The organism is Peribacillus sp. NPDC076916, assembly GCF_050269675.1.
GTDB lineage: Bacteria > Bacillota > Bacilli > Bacillales > DSM-1321 > Peribacillus > Peribacillus aracenensis.
Map to the genome: position 1 here is coordinate 1 of NZ_JBNNIU010000005.1, position 23,938 is coordinate 23,938.

The window sequence follows — 23,938 nt, forward strand, 5'->3', positions numbered from 1 at the left end:
CCCGTCGATTCGCTCGACTTGCATGTATTAGGCACGCCGCCAGCGTTCGTCCTGAGCCAGGATCAAACTCTCCGAAGAAATGTTTGACTTGCTCACTTGCTTTTTTAATAGTGTGTGCTCACTTAAAATTTAACGTTGGCGCTTTGTTTTGTTCAGTTTTCAAAGAGCAATTTCGCTGTCGTTTACCTCGTAAGCGACTTTTACATCTTATCATGTTTTCAACTTCGTTGTCAACATGTTTTTTTCATTTTTTTTAAGTTGTTCTCGTTTTGATGAAGCTGCGAAAGCTGATGTCCCGCAGCGACATGTATTAATATAACACCTATATTATTAATGGTCAACAATAAAATTACATTTTTTTAAAAGTTTTTTGAAACCCTATAAAACCGATGATATACCTCGTGCCCTTTGGTCTCCGCTTTGATGACGTCGATTACCTTCTTCTCTATCAAATATTCCAATAAAACACCTAGGTCCACTGAATAAAACTTCACTTCCGGATGCTCCATTAGCTCCGCAATCGTCCACGGATCTTCTTTCGTCCCCATTATTTCAACCAAATGCTGTGAACCCGCATTCGTCCGAGAATAAATAAGAAACTCACTCGCAAGGAATAGAAGCTCCAATCTTTTTTCGAGAGTTTCCTCACTGCTGATCAATTCTTTATACAACTTGAAGATTTCAGGTTCCATATGCTTCACTTGGTTCCAGACCGTAACCTCCGGATAAAAGCCTTGTTCAATTATTTCCAAACGGGCCAAGTGATGCAGGGAATGAACGATATGGTTGTATGCCTCAAGATGATGGCCTTTTTCAAAGAAGCTTTTCCCATCCATGTACCTGCGAATTAACTTTGCAAATTCCATCCCCATCTTTAACTTCCTTCCATAGAAGGGGAACTCACGGATTTCGGTTTTCAAACGGTCCAAATATTCATTCCGGTCAAAAAGGACCTTCCCGTTATATATCCAGTCAATTACTTTTCGGTTCGTGCCTAATAGAAGCCATTCTTTTAACTGGTCTTCCTTTACGATATGCAAGGCTGCCTTTTTATCCTGATAAGTGTAATGCTTTAAAAACACGGCCTCTTCGGCTTCGTCTGCAATTACAAAAAGGATGTAGTCAAATGTATCGGTGATTGCGCTATTATCATCTCTTTTTTCTATTAACAAGATTCCAAGTGTAGATTTTAAACTTGCTCGCTCTTGATAAATCGGGCGAAGGATATCTTCCATCATAAATTCCTCCAAAACCTTTTTTTTTAGATTTTCGACAAAACTCTTCAAATTCCTGCTTATTTCCCTTACCCAAACTATTGAATTCAAAAGTAATATGTATCCTTTATTTCTTTTTTGTTCCATGCATTGTTTATGTTATAGTTAAAGTTATATTTTAGGAGGGACAATCCATGGCTAAATATTCTAGCAAAATCAATAAAATACGTACTTTTGCTTTGAGTTTGATTTTCATAGGCTTCATCGTAATGTACCTTGGACTTTTCTTCAAAACGAATCCTGTTGTCATGACGATTTTCATGGGGCTGGGCCTTTTATTCATCATCGCAAGCACAGGTGTTTATTTTTGGATTGGAATGCTTTCTACAAAATCGATCCAGGTTGTCTGCCCTAATTGCAGCAAACCCACAAAAATACTAGGGCGTGTAGATATTTGCATGCATTGTGAAGAACCATTGACACTTGACAAAAAGTTGGAAGGCGAAGAATTCAACGAAAAATATAACCGAAAAAGCCTGCATGACTAGAGGAATTCCGCTAGCTGAATTCCCTTTCAAGAAGTCTTTAACAATTGTATCATTTCTAGATAACATGAAAAAAAGTTCCAACCAAGTGGAGGAACTTTTTTTAATGCGATTCTTTTTTCGCACAATCCGTACAGTCGCCGTAGATTTCCATCCGATGGTGACTAACATTGAAACCTGTGACTTGTGCAGCAAAATGCTCGACTTCATCCAATGCAGGATAATCGAAATCCACAATTTTCCCGCAAGTTTGGCAAATTACATGATAATGATTCGTCGTCACAAAGTCAAACCTTGCTGAAGAATCACCATACGTAAGTTCTTTTACCAAACCTACCTCACGGAACACACGCAGATTGTTATAAACCGTTGCCACGCTCATATTCGGAAACTTGCCTTCCAGCGCTTTATATATATCATCAGCGGTGGGGTGGGACATGGAGTTTATCAAATACTCAAGTATCGCATGGCGTTGAGGAGTTATTCTTACACCGGTATCTTTTAAGGAATCCAACGCTTCTTTTAACTGAACTTCAGACACCGTCGTCCACCTCTTTTTCTAATTAAGTATGAATTCTTAAATTGTAATATTTATAAATAGTGTACCTTTTATGCGTTGAATTTGTCAATAATTCAATGGCTTAACCATTCTTTTTTAGTTTATTCATGAACACAATGAATCTATACCATTTCTGCTTTGAGTTCAATATCCCCTAGATAAGTCGATTACGTTGGTGAAGTCATTTCCAGTTTTCAGGTATTCACGCATGTTTTTTTCGAAAATGGCAAAGGTTCTTGGTAGATATTCTCCGCTTTTACTTGATAGATGCGGTGTGACTGTGACATTCTCCATCCTCCAAAACGGATGCCCTTTTCCCAAAGGCTCCGGGTCAAATACATCCAAGATGGCATGAGACAACTCCCCGGCATCCAGGGCTTCGATCAACACTTCATCGTTAATCAGGTCTCCGCGGCCAATATTCACGAAAACTGCAGATTCTTTCATTGCTTTAAAGTGCTCTTTTTCCAGAAGGCCCTTCGTTTCATCCGTACTTGGCAGGACGGATACGATATAATCAGCTCCCGGTATGGCTTCCAATAAATTATCCAGAGTATAAAGGTGATCGATGGATTCCACTGGCTTCCCGCTCCGGTTCACTCCCATCGTCGTCATCCCAAAGGCTTTCCCAAGACGAGCCACCTCCCCTCCAATTGCACCGACACCAATAACGAGCATAGTCTTGCCATTCAATTCCCCTACTTCAATCTTTCTATCCCACAATTCTTCCTTTTCATTCTTGATAAGCATTTTCAATTTCTTTTCATATTGCAAAAGCATCCCTATCGTATACTCGGCCATCGGGATTTTATGAATGCCTCTTGCGTTTGTCACCAGAATGCTACGTTCCTCAATGGCTTTAAATGGCATTAATTCCATCCCTGCACTCATGACCATGATCCATTTCAAGTTCGCCGCTTTCCCAATGATTTCTTCAGTTAAGTCTTCACCATATGTAATTAGGATTTCCGCTTCACGAAGCGGCCCATCCGTCCATCCTTTTTGATAAATGAAGTTCAAATCTGGAAAAGCTTCCACCATCTTCGTTTGGATGCCTTCATTCGGAATGACAGTCGAAAGTATTAACATGTTTATCTCTCCCTTTTAATTAACATAAAAAAAACACGGGCTCTATGTGTCCCGCGCAACTTTCTCTGAGGAGGTATTCCCTTAATAAAGCATATTCAGGTGTCCCCTTTTTGAGTTGGACAAAAGCCTTACCCTTATTAAAAAAGGCTTTATTTTAAACAATTTGGGTTTAATGCATGTAAATCAGGCAAAATGAAATCGCCATCCCTTCTGATCGGGACGTCGTCAAAATAGATGTCACCGCCCCCATATTCCGGACGCTGGATCAAGACCATATCCCAATGTATCGATGAACGATTTCCATTATCCGCTTCTTCATAGGAGAGTCCAATAGCCAAGTGCAGACTCCCGCTTATTTTCTCATCGAACAATATATCGTCCATAGGTTCCAATATATATGGATTGATTCCAATTGCGAACTCCCCTATAAACCGGGACCCTTCATCAATATTCAGAATTTGGTTCATTTCTGAGTCACGATTGGAAGTTGCTTTAATGATTTTTCCCTTTTCAAAGTTTAATTCTATGTCACTAAAGGTGATTCCTTCATAGGTTGTGGGTGTGTTGAAGGATATCCTTCCATTGAGACTATCTTTTATGGGTGCCGTAAACACTTCCCCATCCGGTAAATTCTTTTTTCCGGCACATATGATGGCCGGCATACCTTTAATGGAAAAGGTCAAATCTGTCCCTGGTGAAACGATCCTGACTTTTTCAGTCCGTTCCATCAATTGTTTTAACGGTTTCAAGGCCGCCTCCATTTTCCCGTAATCCATGGTGCAAACGTTCAACAGAAAGTCTTGGTACGTGTTGAAGGGCATGCCGGCTTTTTGCGCTGATGCGTTGGTGGGATAATTAAGTAAGACCCAACGTCGGTTGTTTACATAGAAAAGAGTGGGGGAATTCATGGCCTCCCCCTGAAGACGGTGCCTCTCGATGGGAACATCAGTCATTTCCACTTCGTTTTCTTCCCCTGTGATGATGATGACTGCATCGATATCCGTATATTTCTTCAGAGCCCATTGCGAAGATGTGTCAAGTTGTTCCTTCACATTCCCTTGTAACAGGTGGAGGCTTATCTCATCGTCTTCGAGTTCTACATATGGATAAGCACCCACTCTGTATATTTCATCAATCAGCTCTTTCAATAATGGTTTCGTGTTGATATGCCCCCGTATGAGGATTCTCTCTTTTGGCTGTATTTGTATCGAATGATGAATCAGCCTGGCTGCAAGCTTCGTTATTCGCTCATCCTTCATCTGCCTGTCCCTTATTTTTCGAGGTCGCGAAGAGTTTCAAGAGCTTCTTCGACGTGGCCTTTGACTTTTACTTTACGCCATTCTTTGACTACCTTACCAGCCTTATCTATCAGGAAAGTTGAACGTTCAATGCCCATATACTCCTTGCCAAAGTTCTTTTTCAATTGCCAAACATCAAATGATTCAGCCGCTTCATGATTTTCGTCAGCAAGCAGCAGAAAAGGCAATCCATGCTTTTCGATGAACTTTTCATGACGTGCCGCTGGATCTGGGCTGATACCAATAATGACCGCGTCCAATTCCTCGAATTGCTCATTATGGTCCCGGAAATCACAGGCCTCCGTCGTGCAACCTGGCGTCATGTCTTTTGGATAAAAATATAAAACAATGTTTTTCCCCTTAAAATCCGATAGGGAAACCATTTCACCATTGTTTGCAGGGAGTTTGAAATCAGGTGCTTTTTCTCCAATTTTAACAGTCATATTGAACCCTCCATTTCTTTCATTATGGTAAGAGTACCCAATAATCGAAAGAAACACAACTTTCATTTATCCTTCCTATCTTTCTGCTCCAAATCGATAACTGTCCGAATCACGAACGCTGCCGGCAGTGTATACCCGATGAAAGCCTGAATGGTAGCTATCATCCTTCCCATGCCAATCGGGGCTATATCTCCATAACCTACAGAAAACATCGTCATCGCACTAAAGTAAAAGGAAGTCTTCAACTGTTCATAGAAAGTGCCATCCAACCGATTGCCCATATCAAGAATCACCGAATGATTCTGAAGCTCGTATAATAAATAAATCAGTGCAAATCCAACCAATATCGTCGCATATAAATTGCCAAGCCACAGCATATCCTCCAGAGAAAACTTCTTTCCTCCCGACTCAACAAGAAATAACGTACGAATGCTCATCACCATGCAAAAAATGATTCCTGCAATCAAGATGTAGAAAGTCATCCCCAACGCCCCATTTCAATACGCCACTCCCTCTATACATACTCCCTGTCCAAACAATATATTCTTTTTTAGGAACAGACCTTATCCTCATCACCAACACACTCAAAAAACGGATTCTTTTCCCGAATCTCATGTTGACCCTTTTGGTTGGATATGTTAAGGTTGTCTAAATTTTTAAAATAGTTTTTATTTTAAAAATCTTCAACCTGCAAACAGTTTATAAAGGCAGGTTTTGTAAAATTTCATATGTGGAATTAGGTTCCTAATTATAAATTAGGATTAAAAGGGAAGTCCGGTGTAATTCCGGCACGGTCCCGCCACTGTAATGGGAGTGTTAGCGCCATCCAATATGCCACTGATCAACGGATCGGGAAGGCCCGCCGCTAATGATAATCCCTAAGTCAGGAGACCTGCCTATTTCAACAACACTGTTTTAACCTACGGGAGATAGGGAGGTGTTAGGGACCTTATAATTGTAAGTGGCATTCTGCGTGCCTCTTATTTTAAGCATTTCTAACTTTCTCTTTTGACGGTTAGGGATGCTTTTTTTATTGTTCAATAATATGAATTGGGAGGATGGGAATTTTGAAAAGCAGTAGTTTGGGTTACCCTCGAATCGGGGAAGATCGTGAATGGAAACGTACATTGGAAGCTTACTGGTCAGGTAAAATCGATGAAGCGGAATTTACGGCACAACTAAAAGCAATCCGTTTAGGCAACTTACAAAAACAGAAGCGGCGGGGCATTGATATCATTCCTGTCAACGACTTCACTTTCTATGATCAAATGCTCGATATGTCCGTCATGTTCGGTCTTGTTCCTGAACGTTATTCAGCCTATGAAGGCGGTAGCGTTCCCCTTTCCGTCTATTATTCAATGGCTCGCGGAAACAATGATGAAGTCGCTTCCGAAATGACGAAATGGTTCAATACGAACTATCACTATATTGTCCCTGAATTAAAACTGCCACAGCTGACTTTAACAGAAAATAAACCACTTGCAGCATATCGGGAAGCCAAGGAAAAGCTAGGGATTGAAACGAAGCCCGTGTTGATCGGACCTTATACCTTCATCTCCCTTTCCAAAGGCTTCAATAAACAAGAGATCCCTGGCATCATCTTGAGCTTGCTTCCCCTATACACGCAAATCCTGCGGGAGTTGGAGCAAGAAGGCGTGAAGTGGGTACAAATGGATGAACCTACTCTTGTTTCATCCATTTCCAAGGATGATATGCAAACTGTTACTTACCTCTATGAAAAGCTGAATGAAGCAGCACCAAACCTGAACATCATGCTACAAACATACTTTGATGCCGTGGAACACTACCAAGAAGTCATCGAATTAAAAGTCCAAGGAATCGGTCTTGATTTTGTACATGATAAAGGGAGGAATCTAAGTAATCTTGTAGCATTCGGCTTCCCGAAGGACAAAGTGCTTGCTGCAGGTGTGATTGACGGAAAAAACATTTGGCTATCTGATTTATCGAAAAAAATTCAATTGATCGAGACTCTTAAGAAAAAGGTAGCCGAAGACCAAATCTGGCTTCAGCCCTCTTGTTCCCTGCTTCATGTCCCAGTGACCGTTCGTAATGAATCCTCCCTTTCAAAAGAAGTGAAACAGGCCCTCGCTTTCGCTGACGAGAAACTTGAGGAAATCACACTCTTGGTCAAAGGGAATAATCAAGGCTTTGAAGCAATCGCCGAAAAAGTCGATGCCAATAAAATTACGGTTCAAACGTTAGCAAGTTCGAATGCACGGAATCATGGGACTGTACGATCGAAAGTCGAAAAGGTTAAAACCAGGACCGCCGGCCGTCAAATTCCATTTAAAGAGCGTTACCAAAAACAACAGGAATTTTTCAAATTGCCTTTCCTTCCTTCGACTACGATCGGTAGCTTTCCGCAGACACTTGAAGTTAAACAAGCACGCGGGAAATTCAAAAAAGGAGATTGGACCGCTCAGCAATATGAAACATTCGTTAACGAAGAAATCGGCAAATGGATTGAAATCCAAGAAGAAATCGGTTTGGATGTTCTCGTTCACGGGGAATTCGAACGGACGGATATGGTTGAATACTTCGGCCATAAGTTAGGCGGATTCGCCTTTCTGGAAAAGGGTTGGGTCCAATCCTATGGATCCCGCTGCGTAAAACCACCAGTCATCTATGGCGACATCCATTTCATCGAACCGATGACAGTCAGGGAAAGTGTTTACGCACAATCACTGACGAAGAAGGCGGTAAAAGGAATGCTTACAGGTCCTGTTACGATTTTGAATTGGTCATTTGTCCGTGATGATATTTCCAGGCAGAATGTTTGTTATCAGCTGGCGCTCGCTTTGGAAAAGGAAGTCATTGCATTGGAATCTGCTGGAATTAAAATGATTCAGGTTGATGAGCCTGCACTTAGAGAAGGTCTGCCATTGAAAAAAAGCGATCGCGACGAGTATTTGAACTGGGCTGTAAATTCATTCTTGATATCCACATCAAGCGTGGAGGAAACAACCCAAATTCATACGCATATGTGCTATTGCGACTTCAACAGTTTCATGGATGTCATCTCCTCCCTTGATGCCGATGTAATTTCCATCGAAACATCTCGCAGTCATGGGGAGCTTGCTTCCGCATTCGAGGAAAAAACATATGAAAAAGGCATTGGCCTGGGTGTGTATGATATTCACAGCCCGCGTGTGCCGGCAGTGGAAGAAATGGTCGATATGATTGAACGGGGCATCAAGGTATTGAATAAAGACCAGTTTTGGATCAATCCCGACTGCGGCCTGAAAACAAGGGGTATCCCGGAAACCGTCGCTTCCCTGAAAAACATGGTCGAAGCAGCAAAAATCGTTCGTGAAAACCTTTTGGCCAAACCAACAGGCCAATGATGGAAAAGAATGTTGCCCATCCAACACAGCAGTCACGGACTTTTTTAACCGACCTTGTTTTTCCACCGGATACAAATCATCACAATACCATCTTTGGCGGAAAAGTAATGGCCTATGTTGATAAAATAGCCTGCATTTCAGCTATGCGCCATTGTCGAAAACCCGTTGTGACTGCTTCAAGCGACTCTTTTGATTTTTTGGCCCCCATCAAGACAGGGGATGCGATCAATCTTGAAGCTTATGTCACCTGTGCTCATCGCACATCAATGGAGGTATTCGTGAAAGTGGAGCGTGAGAACCTATTAACAGGTGAAAAACAGCTTACGGCACGCGCCTTTTTAACGATGCTGGCCATTGATGAAGACGGTAAGCCGACAAAAGTACCTCAGGTCATTCCGGAAACGGAAGAGGAAAAGCAGCAATATGATGAAGCACAAGCAAGATATATTGAAAGAAAGAAAAAAAGGAACTAAACAAAAACCCCTTCAACATGAATGCTGTTGAAGGGGTTTTTTTAGTTCCCTGCCCCGCGGTACCTCTTCACTCCTTGATTCCATATGAAAACGGATATCACGAAAAAGGCAACCCCGATTACAGGTGTGGCAAATGCATATGCATACCACTCTTCTTTTCTTAGGAAATAAGATGCCGGATAGACACCAACAAACGCGAATGGCAGCACCCACGTAAGGACAAAACGGATGACCTTATTATAAATATCAACTGGATAGCGCCCGTAGTTCCCGATATTGTACATCATTGGCATGATGGAGGTTTTCGCATCCGACCAGAACCCGATACTAGCTATCGCAACGAATATGGCTGCATAAGCAAGGGCCCCTCCTATTGCAAAAATGATGAAAAGAATCGGATCATACCACGCAAGCTGAAGGTCCAATGAAATCCCAGAATAGAATATAATGATCAAACCCGTCACAACACCAAATAACGCTTCAAGCTCGATTCTTTCTAAAATGACTTGAAATAGGCTATGTATCGGCCTTGTTAATATCCGGTCCATTTCACCTTTGACGATATAGCGGTCATTAAAATCCCAGATGTTGAAAAAGGCTGAAAAAAGGGCGAATGGGATAAGGAAAAATCCATAAATGAATATGATTTCTTCTCGGCTCCAGCCGCTTAAAAATTGTGTATGTCCAAAAACGACTAAGATAAATACCAGATTCACGACCTGATTCAGCAGGTCAGATAGGATTTCCATGAAGAAATCGGCTCGATATTGCAGTCTTGTTTTCATATATTGACTTACATATTGAAAAAACATCGATACATAAAACATCCTGTCAACCTCCTTGAATAATCAGCTGTTTTTTTGCGACTATCCATAAAAGCTGAATCGGTATTATGAGAATGATGCACCAAATTAACTGCTGTAAAAGTGCCATGCCAATTTCGCCTGAACTGTACCCGTTCGTAAAAATCATGCTTGGTACATAGCTGATCCCTTGAAAGGGTAAATATTTCATCACTTCCTGCGCCCATATAGGATAGAAACTGATGGGCAGCAGCAGACCGGAAAATAAATCAATGATAACCCTTTTAGCGCGGATTAATCCGGCATTATTATATAAGAAAAAGGTAGTGATTCCCGTCAATAAGTTAATTTGTGTATTGATGATGAAGCTGAACAGCAAGGAAATGCCGAACATCCCCCACGTAGCCGGCTCGTGCGGCAATTCGATAGGAAAAATGAATGCTACCAGAAGCATCCCCGGAATCGAGAAGAAGAAGAAACGGAATACCCCTTCCCCAAGTCCTTGCATCGTTTTCATGCCTAAATAGTTATACGGCCGGATCATTTCAATGGCGACCTTGCCGTCTTTAATTTCAGTGGCAATTTCGCGGTCAATATTATTGAAATAAAAAGCGCGCGCCATCCATGCAACTGCGACATAGGTTGTCATCTGCATACTTGATAGTCCTTCGATGGAGCTTTTTTCTCCATATATCGCATTCCATAAGAAATAATAGGCACCGATATTGATGCTATAAATTAAAATGCCGGTATAATAATCCGTTCGATACGCAAGCATCATCAAAAAACGCATGCGGATCATTGCAAGATACTTTCCCATGGCCCTCCCCCTTCTTGATAGACACGTTGTTTCTTAATGATAAGAGAGTCAGACAGTGCCTTCTTCGTAAATGTTGCGAACAATCTCTTCAATGGACGTTTCATGGATTTTGATGTCCTTTATTTTAAAATGAGATACAACAGCCGAAACAAGCTGTGAAATGTGATCATTTTCTTCTTTCAACAAGGCAATGTATGTTTGATCTTTCTCATCATAAACCCAGTTTGCAGTAAATGGGAGCGCCAATGATTGCAATTCCTTTAATGCGATCGGCTCGATGAATTGAAAATGGATCTGTTTTTCCTCAGCCCAGTTATCTTTCAAACTCTGTAATTCCCCATCATAAATGATCTGTCCTTCATCAAGCATGATTACGCGCTCACATAATGCTTCAATGTCACCTAAATCATGGGTAGTCAAAAGGATCGTCGTATTATATTTCTCATTTATTTCTTTCAGGAACTCACGAATCTTCATTTTCACGAGTACATCAAGTCCAATCGTCGGCTCATCCAAGAACAGCAAAGGCGGATTGTGGATCAATGCTGCCGCAAGCTCGCAGCGCATTCGCTGACCAAGTGAGAGTTTACGCACTGGCTTGTCCAGCAAAGGTCCGATATCGAGCGTCTTGATAACATGTTCCATATGATCGTTATATTGTTCATCCGTTACCTTATAGACCTTTTTTAGCAGCCTAAACGACTCTTGAACCGCAATATCCCACCAAAGCTGTGAGCGCTGACCGAATACGACTCCGATTGTCTGAGTGAACTTTTCCCTTTCTTTATGTGGGTTCATGCCATTGACCGTGATTTCACCTGCTGTCGGTTCCAAAATACCTGTCAGCATTTTGATCGTGGTCGATTTCCCTGCACCATTTTCCCCGATATACGCTACCATCTCACCCTTTTTTACAGTAAAATTGATATCATTGACGGCAGGGACGATTTTATAATTTCTGGTAAGTAAATCCCGGAAGGCACCCTTTAGCCCTGAACGGCTTGATGCCGACTTAAATTCCTTCCGAAGCTGTTTCACTTGAATTGCATCACTCATCCTGTTACATCCTCCGTAATCTCTTGTCCTAATGAATTAGTTTATCCAATCTACCCTTTTTAGACAATAAAAATGCTTGGATGCCAAATGCCATTTTCAGGACAAAATGATCGTTGTATCAGACACATATATAAAGGAGACGAGTATGCTATGAATATCAAAAAATTATTACTATCACAAATTGAAAAGGTCGTTTTCGACCTTCGATATGACTTCCTTTATGAAGATGAGTATGGGGAATTATTATGCCAGGTCATCCAAAGGGATTCCAGCGGGTCGATTGAAAGCACCCCCATCAGCTTCCATCTTTGCATTAATGAAGAGAAAGGGACCGGCCAACTAATCTATTACCAAGCCCAGGGCGAAATGAACCGCCAATCATTCGACATCGAAAACCCTGACACCATCTTGGCCATTCTTACTTTCATAACCGGGGTTCTGGGATCCAACCCCCTTTCGCAAACAAAATGAAGGCCCTGAATCCTGATGTTCTAGGGTTGCAGCGCTTCCATGAGGGAGCGCATCACATTTCCTAGCCTTCGACCCCAGATTTACGGACGGAAAAGTGCTATGATTAAGAGGAAATATGTTTATATTCTTAGGAGGTTTTAAGATTGGATTTTAGTAATTCGGAGCTTTTACATAAAGAGGCATTGGAACATATCGTTGGCGGGGTTAACAGCCCATCCCGTTCTTACAAAGCTGTAGGAGGCGGTTCACCGGTTGCGATGGATCATGCCAAGGGTGCTTATTTCTGGGATGTTGACGGCAATAAATATATCGATTATTTAGCTGCATATGGCCCGATCATCACAGGTCATGCGCATCCACATATTACGGAGGCTATCGTTAAAGCTGCGGAAACGGGCGTTTTATACGGCACACCGACAAAACATGAAGTCAAATTTGCCAAAATGTTGAAAGAAGCCATACCATCCATGGATAAAGTCCGCTTCACCAATTCAGGAACCGAGTCCGTCATGTCCACCATCCGCGTTGCCCGCGCTTACACAGGACGGGATAAGATCATCAAGTTTGCAGGCTGTTACCACGGACACTCCGACCTTGTTCTCGTCGCTGCAGGTTCCGGCCCGTCCACTTTAGGTACACCGGACTCTGCCGGCGTTCCGAAAAGCATCGCACAAGAAGTCATCACGGTACCTTTCAATGATATCAAGTCATTTAAAGAAGCACTGGATAAATGGGGCAATGAAATTGCTGGCGTTCTGGTTGAACCGATCGTCGGCAACTTCGGGATCGTGGAACCAAGCCCAGGCTTCTTGGAAGAAGTCATTTCATTATCTCACGAAGCCGGATCACTCGTCATTTTCGACGAGGTCATCACAGCATTCCGCTTCATGTATGGAGGGGCACAGGACTACTTGGGAATTCAACCCGATTTGACCGCGCTCGGAAAAATCATCGGGGGCGGGCTTCCTATTGGAGCCTATGGCGGTAAAAAAGAGATCATGGATTCTGTCGCCCCGCTGGGACCAGCCTATCAAGCGGGTACAATGGCAGGAAATCCAGCTTCCATGCTTTCCGGGATCGCTTGCTTAGAAGTACTTAAAGAAGACGGGCTGTACGACGAGCTTGACCGGCTGGGGAAAACCCTTGAAGAAGGCATCCTGAAAGCGGCTCGCCAATATAATGTACCGATCACCATCAACCGCCTTAAAGGAGCGCTGACGATCTATTTCACGACAGAAAAAATTGAAAACTATGAGCAGGCGGAAAATACGGATGGCGAAATGTTCGCTAAGTTCTTCAAACTCATGCTCAACCAGGGAATCAATTTGGCACCGTCAAAATACGAAGCCTGGTTCTTGACAATTGCTCACACGGATGACGATATCGCTTATACTCTAAAAGCGGTTGAACATGCATTCAAAAACCTAATATAATAAATCGAATCAGCGTAATTATTCATTTTTTATACACCCCCAGGTTGTACATCAATCTTGGGGGTTTCTTATTCCCCTGTAATAAATCTTTAATATTGGCATTCCACGCCACTTTCCACATAAATCCCACCAATCACAGCATCCATCCCACTGTATAAAAAATTGATTTCTGAATATTTAAATGATATGATATGTATACATTTATACACTTTCTTTCAATCTATCAAAACTTGGACTATTGTTCGGGTTTACTAATATTTCCCCCACTAAACACATGCTACAGGAGGTGAAAGGCAGAGAATAAGGGTAACCTTATTCATGCCACATTTATGGCCCAACAATGGACACCTGCTACATTCAAGGAATTTCACAAAGAAGAACATGATGCCTGCGGTATCGTTTCCTGCATCGAAAAAAAGAAAATCCCTACAAACGAAAACATCTTTGCCTGTATCGACGCCTTGGTTAAAATGAATCATCGCTGCGGTTTCATCAATGGTGAGGGCGATGGCGCCGGCATCCATATCGATATTCCCCGGGCTCTTTGGAAAAAGAAGCTTGAAGCGGTAAATGTCGATTCAAGCATCGTCGATCAAGATTCCTTCATAGTCGCCCACTTATTTTTAAGCAAAAAAACAGAAGCTAACGACTTAAAAATCGAAGTCAAGGAGAAACTGCTCCAGCATGGTCTCTCATTGATATTCGAAACGGATAAAGCCTACCGTTCCGAGGCATTGGGACCGATTGCCATTCAAGAAGACCCAGTGTTCTGGCAATTTGCCTGTACCTCCACCATCAATAATGACCAGGAGCTTTCAAATGTTCTTTTTGAGCTGACTTCCGACATCGAAAAAAGTGATTTCATCCATGTTGCATCTTTAAGCCAGCATCATGCAGTATACAAAGTGATGGGTGCAGGGGATACGCTCCCTGCCTATTATCTTGATCTTGCTGACCCTTTGGCTGCCTCCACCATGACACTGGGACACAATCGTTTTTCAACTAATACCCTCTCAAGCTTCTTCCGGGTCCAGCCTTTCAGTGTACTTGGTCATAATGGCGAAATCAATACCATCGCCAAGCTGCGTGATGAAGCGAAAATGATCGGAGTTCCCATCGCTAAAGATGGAAGCGACTCACAGGATTTAAACAAGACGATCGAGACTTTCATCTGCCGTCATGGCTACTCTTTATTTGAAGCCGTCGATCTTATGTTCCCGCCAATCATCAACGAAATCAAGGAGTATCCAGAGCATTTACAAGACTTATATACGTATTTAAGGGAAGCATGGGGTCATTTTGCACAAGGTCCGGCAGGCATCATCTCCCGTTTCGGCGATGAAGCCGTGTTCTCTGTCGACTCTTTAGGCTTGCGCCCACTATGGAATATTGAAACGGAATCATCCTATATGTTCACTTCCGAACCGGGAATCATCCCTTCCAGTGAATATGCCGGAGATCCGAAACCGATGGGTCCTGGGGAAAAAATCGGTTTGAAATGGAACGGCGACCGTATTGAATTGTACACATACAAGGATTACCAGGATAAAGTATTTGAACTCTTCAATGATCGTTTCGTCCTTTCAAATGACCGAGTCCGCTTACAGTCCCAAGTTTTTGAAAAGGTTACCTCCATGACAAACACGCAAGCCATTCATAATGGTCAATATAAAGCCTTTGGGTGGGAAAGGGAGCATGTACAATTAGTGGAACAGATGGCCGAAAAAGGCGCTGAGCCCATTCGTTCACTTGGTCACGATGCGCCACTGGCAGCACTTAATCCCCAAAGGACCAACATTGCTGATTTCATCAAGGAAAGTGTGGCCGTTGTAACTAACCCAGCGATCGACCGTGACCGGGAAACCGAGCACTTCTCAACAAGAACCATCATCGGAAAACGTCCTGCCCTATTCGAAGCGAATAAGGCAGGAAATGTCACTGAGCTGCTGACTCCCTTATTGATTGAAGGGTCAACGGGTTATGAGTGCTCGTCAATCTTATCGCAGCCAAGCTATGATCAGTTCATTAAATATAACCAAGATCAAAAACTCGTGCACTTCATTTCAAGCACGTTCAAAGAGGATGAAAACATCAAAGATGCCTTGACCAGGATAACGGATGAAAGTGTCAATGCAGTGGATGAAGGAAAAACGCTGCTTGTTCTGGATGATGCCCTTGCCCATCAAAACGGCAACCTTTGGCTTGATCCCCACCTTGTCACTTCAGCCGTCGACCAAGCATTGGTCCGCACAGGCAAGCGCCGTGATTGTTCCATCCTTTTACGTTCAGCATCGCTAAGGTCACTGCATGATATCATCGTTTCTTATGGTCTAGGGGCCAACTTAATCAGCCCCTATTATATGTTCCTTTCCTTATCTTCAGATGACATCAAGGGGGTTACCAATCTATATAACTCCTTGACGAAAGGGCTTGAGAAAGTCATCTCCACCATTGGCATTCATGAGCTGCGCGGCTATGGAAGACTTTTCTCAAGCATCGGTTTACATGAGGAAATCGCGAAATATTTAAATGTGGCTAACTTCTTCGGATCGAATGATCTGGACTATAATTTTGATAAAATCAAGGCAGATGCCATTCAGCGGGCGGAAGATTACGGCAATGAAAAAGAACGGATGGGCAAGACCTTCCATCTGTTCCCTAGGATTTGGAAGTCTATCGGGGAGGTTGCTTCAACCGGGGACTATGATGCTTATCGCGAGAAGATCACCGAACAGGAAGAATCCAATCCTACGACGATCCGCCACTTGACATCATTAAAAACCTCAGATGCTTCCATCCCTTCTGAAGAAGTCAGTCTTTCGGTCGGCGAACAGGAATTGCCGTTCGTCATAGCATCCATGTCCTTTGGATCACAAAATGAGATTGCCTTCCGTGCCTATGCGGAAGCTGCCGAGAGGTTAGGCATGATCAGCATGAATGGTGAAGGCGGGGAAATAAAGGATATGCTTGGCAAGTACCCGAAATCCCGCGGCCAGCAAATCGCTTCCGGCCGTTTCGGTGTCAATGCAGAACTCTTGAACTCTTCAAATCTATTGGAAATTAAAATTGGGCAAGGGGCAAAACCTGGTGAAGGCGGTCACCTTCCCGGTTCCAAGGTCACAGCGAAAATCGCAGAAGCCCGAAATGCAACAATCGGTTCCGATTTGATCTCCCCTTCCAATAACCATGATATATACTCAATTGAAGATTTGGCCCAAATGATCCATGAGCTAAAAACGGCAAATGACAAAGCGAAAGTTGCTGTCAAAGTACCAGTCGTTCCAAACATCGGTACGATTGCTGTCGGCGTCGCAAAAGCGGGGGCAGATATCATAACGCTGTCCGGTTTTGATGGCGGAACGGGTGCTGCCAGGATCCATGCACTCGCACATGTCGGTCTACCAGTTGAAATTGGTGTGAAAGCGGCCCATAATGCGCTGCTTGAGTCAGGTATCCGACAGAATGTTGAAATTTGGGCTGACGGTGGGTTAAAAAGCTCGATGGATGTATTAAAGGTAATGCTGCTTGGTGCAAACCGTGTAGGTTTTGGGACCCTTTCGATGATTGCCGTCGGCTGTACAACGTGCCGCGGATGTCACCTTGATACTTGCCATGTGGGAATTGCCACCCAAATTGAATCGGAAGCGCAGGCGAAAGAACATGGGCTGCGCCGTTTTGTTCCACGAAAATTCGATTTAGCCGTTCAAGGATTAACGAATATGTTCAGTGCATTTGCAAAAGAACTCAAATCTTTGACCGGATCACTTGGGGTGAAGAATCTTCAGGAAATCGTCGGACGTTCCGATTTGCTCCAGCAAGTTAAAGGTCAACAATCATTGGATTTAACCTATTTATTAAAAAACCTGGATATTACACCGTTCTCCCATAAAGAAACGGCGGCATATTTGAATGAAGGCTCCATGCAGGTAGCCGTTGGCGCTGAATATCTTGATTCGCATGTAGATGATCTGCAGCAATCCCGTAGCTATAACTCGATCACTTCCGAGCAGCGTGTACTCGGCAGCAGGGTGTCCTGTCACCGCGTTAGGGGCAGATTGGATGGATCATACAAAAAACTTCCTCCCGTTCACCTATCCTACCAGGATGGTTCCATCCCGGGCAACGGACTTGGGGCATACAATACGGAGGGAATTTCAATCAGCGTGAATGGCGGTGCCCAGGATGGCATTGGCAAAACATCGATTGGCGGGAATATTGCCATCTTTAAATCTCCAGGAAAAGATGGGAAGTTCTACAATGGCTCCGTCGGTAAGGGCTTTGGTTACGGTGCACAGCATGGTCTCCTCATTGCCCAAGGCGATGCCGATGCCAGGGCGGGAATCCGGCTTTCCGGAGCGGATATGATCATTGGGGGATTATTAAAACAACCGCTTCCTGAAAAGGAAAACGGTAATATTGCGGTAACTTCCAATATTAAGGGATTCGCTTTTGAATACATGACAAATGGAAGAGGTTTAGTTCTGGGTGATCCCGGTCCATGGATTTGCGCAGGGATGACAGGCGGTGTCGTTTATTTACGGCAACAGCCCGAATCCGGATTAACCAAAGAGGTCATTAAGAAACGGGTTGCGAAAGGGGCAAAGATTTCCATTGAGCCCCTTTCCGAAAAAGGCCTGCAGGATGTGGCCGAACTCCTGGGCAAATACACGGCCCTCTTGAAGGATCATGGTCAACCCGAAGAAGCGGCCTCTTTAGAGACACTGCTTCAAAATCCTGGGGAGCACTTCCTTCAGGTCGTTCCAGTTAAAGAACAGGCGGATCCTGCCGTATCCACGGAGTGATGCCAAAAGTATATAAAAAAAGGCTGGTGCTCTTCAATTCGAGCATCAGCCTTTTCCAGTCATATACCTCTGGGATAGTCTTTAATCGATGGAAAACACAGTTGAAAGGCTCAAGAAATTGCCTATCGTTTCTTTATATATTAAACTTGATTTTAGCTATTGTAACCCTTAGGAAAATCCTGTATATTACTTTTTGTTTACATCTTCTTATTTTAGTGTAAAGTACTAACAAATAAGTTAGAATACAACTTTAGGCAAAAGCCTATATATAAATAGAGTCTATTCATACCACGTTCCATTACAACACAAAGAAAGGATTAACCCATATATGAAGTTTGGTGCCCGCATTCTCAAAACAGGAATAGCAATTGTTTTAGCGCTTTATCTATCGGAACTGCTTAATCTTCCTGCTCCTGTCCTTTCTGGGATTGCTGCAATTTTTGCAATACAGCCGACCATTTACCGTTCATATCAAACGGTGTTGGAGCAAATTCAAGGAAATATCATCGGAGCATTGGTTTCTGTCTCCTTCGTTTTGTTGTTCGGAAATGATATTTTTATAATCGGTCTTGCCGTAATGGTTGTCATAACCATCAATTTAAAACTGAAAATGGATAAAACGATCGTCCTTTCCATCGTGACGGTCATTGCCATCATGGAAAGCCAGGACGGGGAATTCCTGAATTTTGCCTTTATTCGTCTCTCATCCGTTTTGCTTGGTATCATTTCTTCGTTCATCGTGAATCTGGTTTTCATTCCTCCAAAGTACGAAGCAAAGCTTTATGCACGCATCACGGATGTAACGGAAGACATCTTGAAATGGATCAGAATCAGCACAAGGCATGCTACAGAACACACTTTATTGAAAAAAGACATCAGCCGATTGAAGGCGGAGTTACTCGATCTGGAACATATCTATTCCATGTACAAAGAGGAACGGGAATATTTCAAGAAGAACAGTGTAGCTAAAGCAAGAAAGCTTGTCGTTTATCGGCAGATGATCATAACGACAAAAAAAGCGTTTGAAACCTTGAAGAGAGTCCATAAATTCGAGAATGAAGTATATCAAATGCCTGAAGATTTCCAACGGAGCATCTTACAGCAGCTTGATTCCTTGATCCGCAAGCATGAACAGTTGATATTACTGCATATCGAAAAAATCAAGTCCATCGACGAAATTGAAGATTGGGACCAGGATTGCCTAAGTCGTAAAGAGCTGCTCGCCCACTTTTTCGAACAGCAAAATCAAGTGGACGAAATGCATGATAATCTGGGCCATCTCTCTGCCCGCCTTGTACCATTGATTTCTGCAGTCATAGAATATGACGAACAATTGGAACATCTTGAAAAGCTGATCGTCAGCTTCCAGTCCTTCCATAAGGAAGATAACGAATTATCTGTCCAGTATGTAGAAGATTAAAAAAAGACGGTTCCCGGGAACCGTCTTTTTTCGTCTCTATTTCGAGCAGGCCCCTCATTCAATTATCCAAAAGGTTCTTATCAGCAGCCTTTTCAATCGTATCCAATTTATGCAAAAGATCCTGCAGCTCATCTTCTGAGAATGAGTTGAAGTTCTTGCCCATCAATTGGTTATGATCCGCAAGGACTCTCCCCAAAATAGCTTCCCCTGCCTCTTTCAATTCAAGATTGATGACCCTGCGATCCTTTTCAGAGGGCTGCCGTTTCACATAATCCATTTCGACCAGCTTATCTACAAATACGGTAATCGCACTTGGCTTTACTGTTAAGAAGTCAGCCAGCTTGGTCGATTTGATCGACCCCTCTTTTTTCAAAATCAATAATATGAAAAACTGAGGCGACGTTAATCCATAAGGCTGAAGATTTTTTGCTACGATGGCCCTAAGCTTCTTCCTAATCCGAAAAATCTGCATTTCTATACTATTAGTTACTTCCCATTTGAATTCCAGCCTTCTCACTCCTTATATAGGACAATCCTACCTCTTAAATTTAATTAAATGCCATTCCATTGTCAAATTTACTTTCCATATATCCTAAAAATCTAAAAAAATTCAAATTTTCACTATTTAACTGTATTTATTTCCCATTATTATTCAGAATATTTTACATGACAAAAAATAATTAAACTGGTAAACTCTTTACTTATAATATTAATACTTACAAAAATTAATATTTATTAAAATTAATAAATAAACTTAAGAATAGGAGGCGATATCATTTCTGGCTAATGAACGTTAATCAAAGGGAATACATCATCAATATTTTTGGAGGCGAAACAAGTGAATAGAGGACGTTTAGTTTTAATCAATGTCATTGGTTTGGTTATTATAGTAGCGGTATTAGCCGGTGGGGCTTATTACTATTATGAAAGCACGAATTTCATTAAAACGGATGAAGCGAAAGTGTCGGGAGAGCTATATACCATCGTTGCCCCCGCTGCCGGTAAATTAGCAGATTGGGACTTACACGAAGGAGACAATGTAAGTAAGAATGACCAAGTTGCCAATGTAACCACCTTAGATGGAAAAGAAGCAGTAAAAACCGCAGCACAAGGTACAATCGTTAAAACACAAGTGCATGATGAGCAGCTTGTTCAAGCGGGTCAAACGCTAGCTCAGACCATCAATATGGATGACCTGTCCATAACGGCTAATATTGAGGAAAATAAATTGAAGGATATCGAAAAAGGTGACAGCGTCGATATTATCATCGATGGAGATCCCGATACTGTTTTCGAAGGTACATTGGAACAGATCGGTTATGCCACAACGTCTGTCTTTTCAGTGATGGGCAATCAAAACAGCAGCGGGAACTATACGAAAGTCACTCAAAAAGTACCAGTTAAAATCTCCATTAAAGCACCATCCGATAAAGTTCTGCCTGGAATGAACGCAGAAGTGAAAATTTCAACTAAATAAACCGGCTACACAGTTATACAGAAAGGAGGCTTTTCAATAAATGGCTTCTCAAACCATCTCAGTAAATGAAAACAAGGGAATGAAACAGTTTGCCCCCATGTTAATTATCTTAATGCTAGGTTTGTTCATGGTCATTTTGAATCAAACTCTGCTTAGTGTCGCCATGCCGAGGATGATGGCAGAATTCAATGTAGCTGCGACTACGATTCAATGGCTATCAACTGGATTCATGCTCGTGAACGGAGCCTTGATCCCACTGTCCGCTTTCTTAATAGAACGGTTTGGCACGCGGGTTTTATTCCTTGCTGCCATGTTTCTATTCACTGTCGGGACATTCATCTGCGGGATTGCACCTAATTTCCCCGTCATCCTTACAGGCCGGCTGATCCAGGCGGCTGGCGGCGGGATTCTCCAGCCATTGGTCATGACGATTATCCTTTTCATCTTCCCTCCGGAAATGCGCGGGAAAGGAATGGGGATATTCGGACTTGCCATTATGTTTGCCCCTGCCATCGGCCCGACTTTATCAGGTTGGGTCATTCAGGAATATAGCTGGCGGGTGATGTTCTACGCAATGGTGCCATTAGGCATTATCGTAATAATACTTGCCCTTTTAAGCATGCATAATGTAGCAGAACCAAAGAAAATCAAATTGGATTTATTGGGCGCCTCTTTATCCTTGCTAGGTGTTGCATCATTACTATACGGTGTCAGTGAAGCAGGTTCGAAAGGCTGGACGGATTCACTCGTTCTGGGAACGATCATCATCGGGCTGACCCTATTGACCCTATTTGTGATTCAACAGCTAAAATCGGAAACACCTATGCTCGACTTCCGTGTATTCAAGTATGACATGTTCGTATTATCGAATATCATTTCCGCCATCGTCACAGTGGCCATGTTTACCGGGATATTCTTATTGCCAATATATTTGCAGACCTTAAGAGGCTTCACACCAGTTCAATCCGGTCTATTGATGTTACCCGGAGCACTTGTGATGATGGTGATGTCGCCCATTTCAGGAGCATTATTTGACAAAATCGGTCCTCGTCCATTAGCACTTTTTGGTTTAGCGATCACTGCAGTCACAACCTTCGAATTTGCTAATTTGACTACGGAAACGTCCTATTCGACTTTGGTCATCATCTATGCCATCCGTGCACTAGGAATGTCTTTACTGATGATGCCGATCATGACAGCTGGGATGAACCAGCTTCCTAAGCATTTGAATACCCATGGTACGGCAATGAGCAATACGCTGAAACAAGTAACCGGAGCCATTGGTACCAGCTTCGTGACGACCATTTATACGACCCGTGCTTCATTCCATGGAACTGCTTTAGGAACGGAAATGAGTACGAGTGATCCCGGTTTTGTTCAGAATTACCAAACAATCGTCCAATCCATCATGAGTTCGATGAATCAAACTAGTGAACAGGCACAGGAAACGGCCATGTCGCTGATTTCTTCCCAAATCCAGGGTCAAGCAAATGTAATGGGAATCAATGATGCATTCTTTTGGGCAACAGGCTTCGCAATTGCCGGTATCGTTCTCTCACTGTTTTTGCGTGACGTTCGGAAGGACAAAGCAATGAAAAAAGCTAAACAGGAACATTTGGATGTACCTTTGCTTCCTTCACCAGTAAAAAAATCGGTTTAACTAAATGGGGGAATAAAAATGAAGATCTATGTTGTTTACGACAGTGAAGGCAACCATACGAAAGCACTTGCCGAATCAATAGCTCAAGGAGCCGCTTCGGTTCCTGGGGCTGAGGTTCTCATTGACCATGTTAACGAGGCGGATGTTTATAAGCTTCAGGAAATGGATGCAATCATTTGGGGCTGTCCCGGTCATTTCGGCACCATCAGTTCGAGTTTGAAAACATGGATTGATAAACTTGGTTATCTATGGGCGGAGGGTGCGCTGATCAATAAAGTGGGGGCAGTATTCTGTACGACGGCCACCGTACACGGCGGACTCGAGGCTACCATGCTGAACTTAATCACCCCAATGCTTCATCAAGGCATGATCATTGTGGGCTTACCCGGCACTGTTCCGGAAAACGCCTTATACGGTTCCTACTATGGAGTAGGGATAAGCTGTCCCCCCGGTGTGGATGACAACATCACCAAAAATGACTTGCAGCTTGGAGAAGCATTAGGAAAACGGGTAGCCCATGTCACACGTTCATTCATAAACGAGCTCTAGGAGGCTTGATTCAATGGGCATAATTCTAATTATCATCGTTGCCATAATAGCGGTTACGGGCTTGATCACATTCAATATCAAAGCCTTATCACCTGATGATAAGCCGCCGGGGGTCGAGGAAGAGAACTCATTGGAAGAGTCCTCTATCTCTTCGGCAGATGATTCCGTTACCGAAATCATCTCCCCAACAGACAATGATGAATTGAAAATGAAAGATCAGGATTATCGTTTGGCTCTTTCCAAGCTTCACAATCAAAAGCCAAATGATGAGCCAACTGCAGAAAAAAAACCTAATCTCCGCAAAATGAAAGACGCGGAATATCGTGGTACTTTGGAAGACTTCCAGGAAAATCGTGACTGAAACACATCCCCCCATTCGGCTATTCGCCTCTTTTTGGGTTTTCAATTACTATGCATGAAAGGAACATTTCCGACCTCCGCCGCCGCCTTTAGCTTAAAGA

The 23,938-nt window shown here is 42.9% G+C and carries 21 protein-coding genes, 1 rRNA gene and 1 riboswitch; of the genes, 11 read left to right on the forward strand and 11 right to left on the reverse strand.

The features are described from left to right. Positions 1 to 78, reverse strand: a 16S ribosomal RNA gene (locus tag ACQKFG_RS16770); the annotation flags it as partial. Between the two features lie 281 nt (positions 79 to 359). Further along, a complete protein-coding gene (locus ACQKFG_RS16775) occupies positions 360 to 1,235 on the reverse strand; it encodes a nucleotidyltransferase-like protein (protein WP_394572804.1) in 876 nt (291 codons plus the stop codon). Positions 1,236 to 1,408: 173 nt separating this feature from the next. Between ACQKFG_RS16775 and ACQKFG_RS16780 the strand changes: the two genes are divergently transcribed. Beyond that, a complete protein-coding gene (locus tag ACQKFG_RS16780; protein WP_076371179.1) occupies positions 1,409 to 1,762 on the forward strand; it encodes a YgzB family protein in 354 nt (117 codons plus the stop codon). Between the two features lie 100 nt (positions 1,763 to 1,862). Here ACQKFG_RS16780 and perR read toward each other — a convergent pair whose 3' ends face one another. The 5 genes from perR to ACQKFG_RS16805 all read right to left on the reverse strand — a co-directional run bounded on the left by perR (position 1,863) and on the right by ACQKFG_RS16805 (position 5,630). Then, entirely contained in the window at positions 1,863 to 2,300 is a 438-nt protein-coding gene (gene perR / locus ACQKFG_RS16785) for a peroxide-responsive transcriptional repressor PerR (protein ID WP_192207898.1), read from the reverse strand. Positions 2,301 to 2,462: 162 nt separating this feature from the next. Continuing rightward, the gene (locus ACQKFG_RS16790; protein ID WP_427560828.1) at positions 2,463 to 3,407 is read right to left on the reverse strand and encodes a D-2-hydroxyacid dehydrogenase; all 945 of its coding nucleotides are present in this window, start codon (positions 3,405 to 3,407) and stop codon (positions 2,463 to 2,465) included. A gap of 149 nt (positions 3,408 to 3,556) precedes the next feature. After that, positions 3,557 to 4,666: an aminopeptidase gene (locus ACQKFG_RS16795; protein WP_427560831.1), complete on the reverse strand. Its 1,110-nt coding sequence runs from the start codon at positions 4,664 to 4,666 to the stop codon at positions 3,557 to 3,559. An 11-nt stretch (positions 4,667 to 4,677) separates the two neighbouring features. Continuing rightward, the gene (gene bcp / locus ACQKFG_RS16800) at positions 4,678 to 5,148 is read right to left on the reverse strand and encodes a thioredoxin-dependent thiol peroxidase (protein ID WP_192207895.1); all 471 of its coding nucleotides are present in this window, start codon (positions 5,146 to 5,148) and stop codon (positions 4,678 to 4,680) included. Positions 5,149 to 5,210: 62 nt separating this feature from the next. Beyond that, positions 5,211 to 5,630 carry a potassium channel family protein gene (locus ACQKFG_RS16805; RefSeq protein ID WP_034305333.1) on the reverse strand — a complete coding sequence of 140 codons (420 nt, stop codon included), beginning with the start codon at positions 5,628 to 5,630 and terminating at the stop codon, positions 5,211 to 5,213. Positions 5,631 to 5,869: 239 nt separating this feature from the next. Next, positions 5,870 to 6,062: riboswitch (cobalamin riboswitch) on the forward strand. A 144-nt stretch (positions 6,063 to 6,206) separates the two neighbouring features. On the opposite strand from ACQKFG_RS16805, the gene metE reads away from it, so the two are divergent. Together metE and ACQKFG_RS16815 are read left to right on the forward strand one after the other, a co-directional pair. Continuing rightward, positions 6,207 to 8,513 carry a 5-methyltetrahydropteroyltriglutamate--homocysteine S-methyltransferase gene (metE, locus tag ACQKFG_RS16810; protein ID WP_427560834.1) on the forward strand — a complete coding sequence of 769 codons (2,307 nt, stop codon included), beginning with the start codon at positions 6,207 to 6,209 and terminating at the stop codon, positions 8,511 to 8,513. Continuing rightward, complete coding sequence (locus tag ACQKFG_RS16815) at positions 8,513 to 8,986, forward strand: acyl-CoA thioesterase (RefSeq protein ID WP_370662512.1); 474 nt, start codon at positions 8,513 to 8,515, stop codon at positions 8,984 to 8,986. The genes metE and ACQKFG_RS16815 overlap by 1 nt, the downstream gene beginning before the upstream one ends. A 41-nt stretch (positions 8,987 to 9,027) precedes the next feature. On the opposite strand, the gene ACQKFG_RS16820 is transcribed toward ACQKFG_RS16815, so the two are convergent. The 3 genes from ACQKFG_RS16820 to ACQKFG_RS16830 are packed head-to-tail and all read right to left on the reverse strand — an operon-like array spanning position 9,028 to position 11,665. Then, positions 9,028 to 9,813 carry an ABC transporter permease gene (locus ACQKFG_RS16820; protein WP_048678294.1) on the reverse strand — a complete coding sequence of 262 codons (786 nt, stop codon included), beginning with the start codon at positions 9,811 to 9,813 and terminating at the stop codon, positions 9,028 to 9,030. Positions 9,814 to 9,817: 4 nt separating this feature from the next. Then, a complete protein-coding gene (locus ACQKFG_RS16825) occupies positions 9,818 to 10,609 on the reverse strand; it encodes an ABC transporter permease (protein WP_427560838.1) in 792 nt (263 codons plus the stop codon). A 48-nt stretch (positions 10,610 to 10,657) separates the two neighbouring features. Further along, positions 10,658 to 11,665 carry an ABC transporter ATP-binding protein gene (locus ACQKFG_RS16830; protein WP_427560841.1) on the reverse strand — a complete coding sequence of 336 codons (1,008 nt, stop codon included), beginning with the start codon at positions 11,663 to 11,665 and terminating at the stop codon, positions 10,658 to 10,660. A 150-nt stretch (positions 11,666 to 11,815) separates the two neighbouring features. Between ACQKFG_RS16830 and ACQKFG_RS16835 the strand changes: the two genes are divergently transcribed. The 4 genes from ACQKFG_RS16835 (at position 11,816) to ACQKFG_RS16850 (ending at position 19,791) form a co-directional block, all read left to right on the forward strand. Continuing rightward, positions 11,816 to 12,136 (forward strand): hypothetical protein, encoded by a 321-nt coding sequence (locus ACQKFG_RS16835; protein WP_192207889.1) that lies wholly within the window; start codon positions 11,816 to 11,818, stop codon positions 12,134 to 12,136. 143 nt (positions 12,137 to 12,279) lie between these two features. Then, positions 12,280 to 13,569 carry a glutamate-1-semialdehyde 2,1-aminomutase gene (locus ACQKFG_RS16840; protein ID WP_427560845.1) on the forward strand — a complete coding sequence of 430 codons (1,290 nt, stop codon included), beginning with the start codon at positions 12,280 to 12,282 and terminating at the stop codon, positions 13,567 to 13,569. Between the two features lie 329 nt (positions 13,570 to 13,898). Continuing rightward, positions 13,899 to 18,371, forward strand: a complete 4,473-nt coding sequence (locus ACQKFG_RS16845) for a glutamate synthase-related protein (protein WP_427560848.1) — start codon at positions 13,899 to 13,901, stop codon at positions 18,369 to 18,371. Positions 18,372 to 18,699: 328 nt separating this feature from the next. Then, complete coding sequence (locus ACQKFG_RS16850; protein ID WP_192207886.1) at positions 18,700 to 19,791, forward strand: FUSC family protein; 1,092 nt, start codon at positions 18,700 to 18,702, stop codon at positions 19,789 to 19,791. A 58-nt stretch (positions 19,792 to 19,849) separates the two neighbouring features. Here the strand turns inward: ACQKFG_RS16850 and ACQKFG_RS16855 are convergent, their stop codons facing one another. Further along, positions 19,850 to 20,308 (reverse strand): MarR family winged helix-turn-helix transcriptional regulator, encoded by a 459-nt coding sequence (locus tag ACQKFG_RS16855; protein WP_260287935.1) that lies wholly within the window; start codon positions 20,306 to 20,308, stop codon positions 19,850 to 19,852. 321 nt (positions 20,309 to 20,629) lie between these two features. Here ACQKFG_RS16855 and ACQKFG_RS16860 point away from each other — a divergent pair, with 321 nt between their 5' ends. From ACQKFG_RS16860 to ACQKFG_RS16875, 4 genes are read left to right on the forward strand one after another with little or no spacing between them, the layout of a single operon-like run. Next, the gene (locus ACQKFG_RS16860; protein WP_076371153.1) at positions 20,630 to 21,268 is read left to right on the forward strand and encodes an HlyD family efflux transporter periplasmic adaptor subunit; all 639 of its coding nucleotides are present in this window, start codon (positions 20,630 to 20,632) and stop codon (positions 21,266 to 21,268) included. Between the two features lie 40 nt (positions 21,269 to 21,308). Beyond that, positions 21,309 to 22,928 carry a DHA2 family efflux MFS transporter permease subunit gene (locus ACQKFG_RS16865; protein WP_427560853.1) on the forward strand — a complete coding sequence of 540 codons (1,620 nt, stop codon included), beginning with the start codon at positions 21,309 to 21,311 and terminating at the stop codon, positions 22,926 to 22,928. An 18-nt stretch (positions 22,929 to 22,946) separates the two neighbouring features. Further along, complete coding sequence (locus tag ACQKFG_RS16870) at positions 22,947 to 23,477, forward strand: NAD(P)H-dependent oxidoreductase (RefSeq protein WP_192207882.1); 531 nt, start codon at positions 22,947 to 22,949, stop codon at positions 23,475 to 23,477. Between the two features lie 13 nt (positions 23,478 to 23,490). Next, a complete protein-coding gene (locus ACQKFG_RS16875) occupies positions 23,491 to 23,838 on the forward strand; it encodes a hypothetical protein (protein WP_192207881.1) in 348 nt (115 codons plus the stop codon). Positions 23,839 to 23,938: the final 100 nt, after the last annotated feature.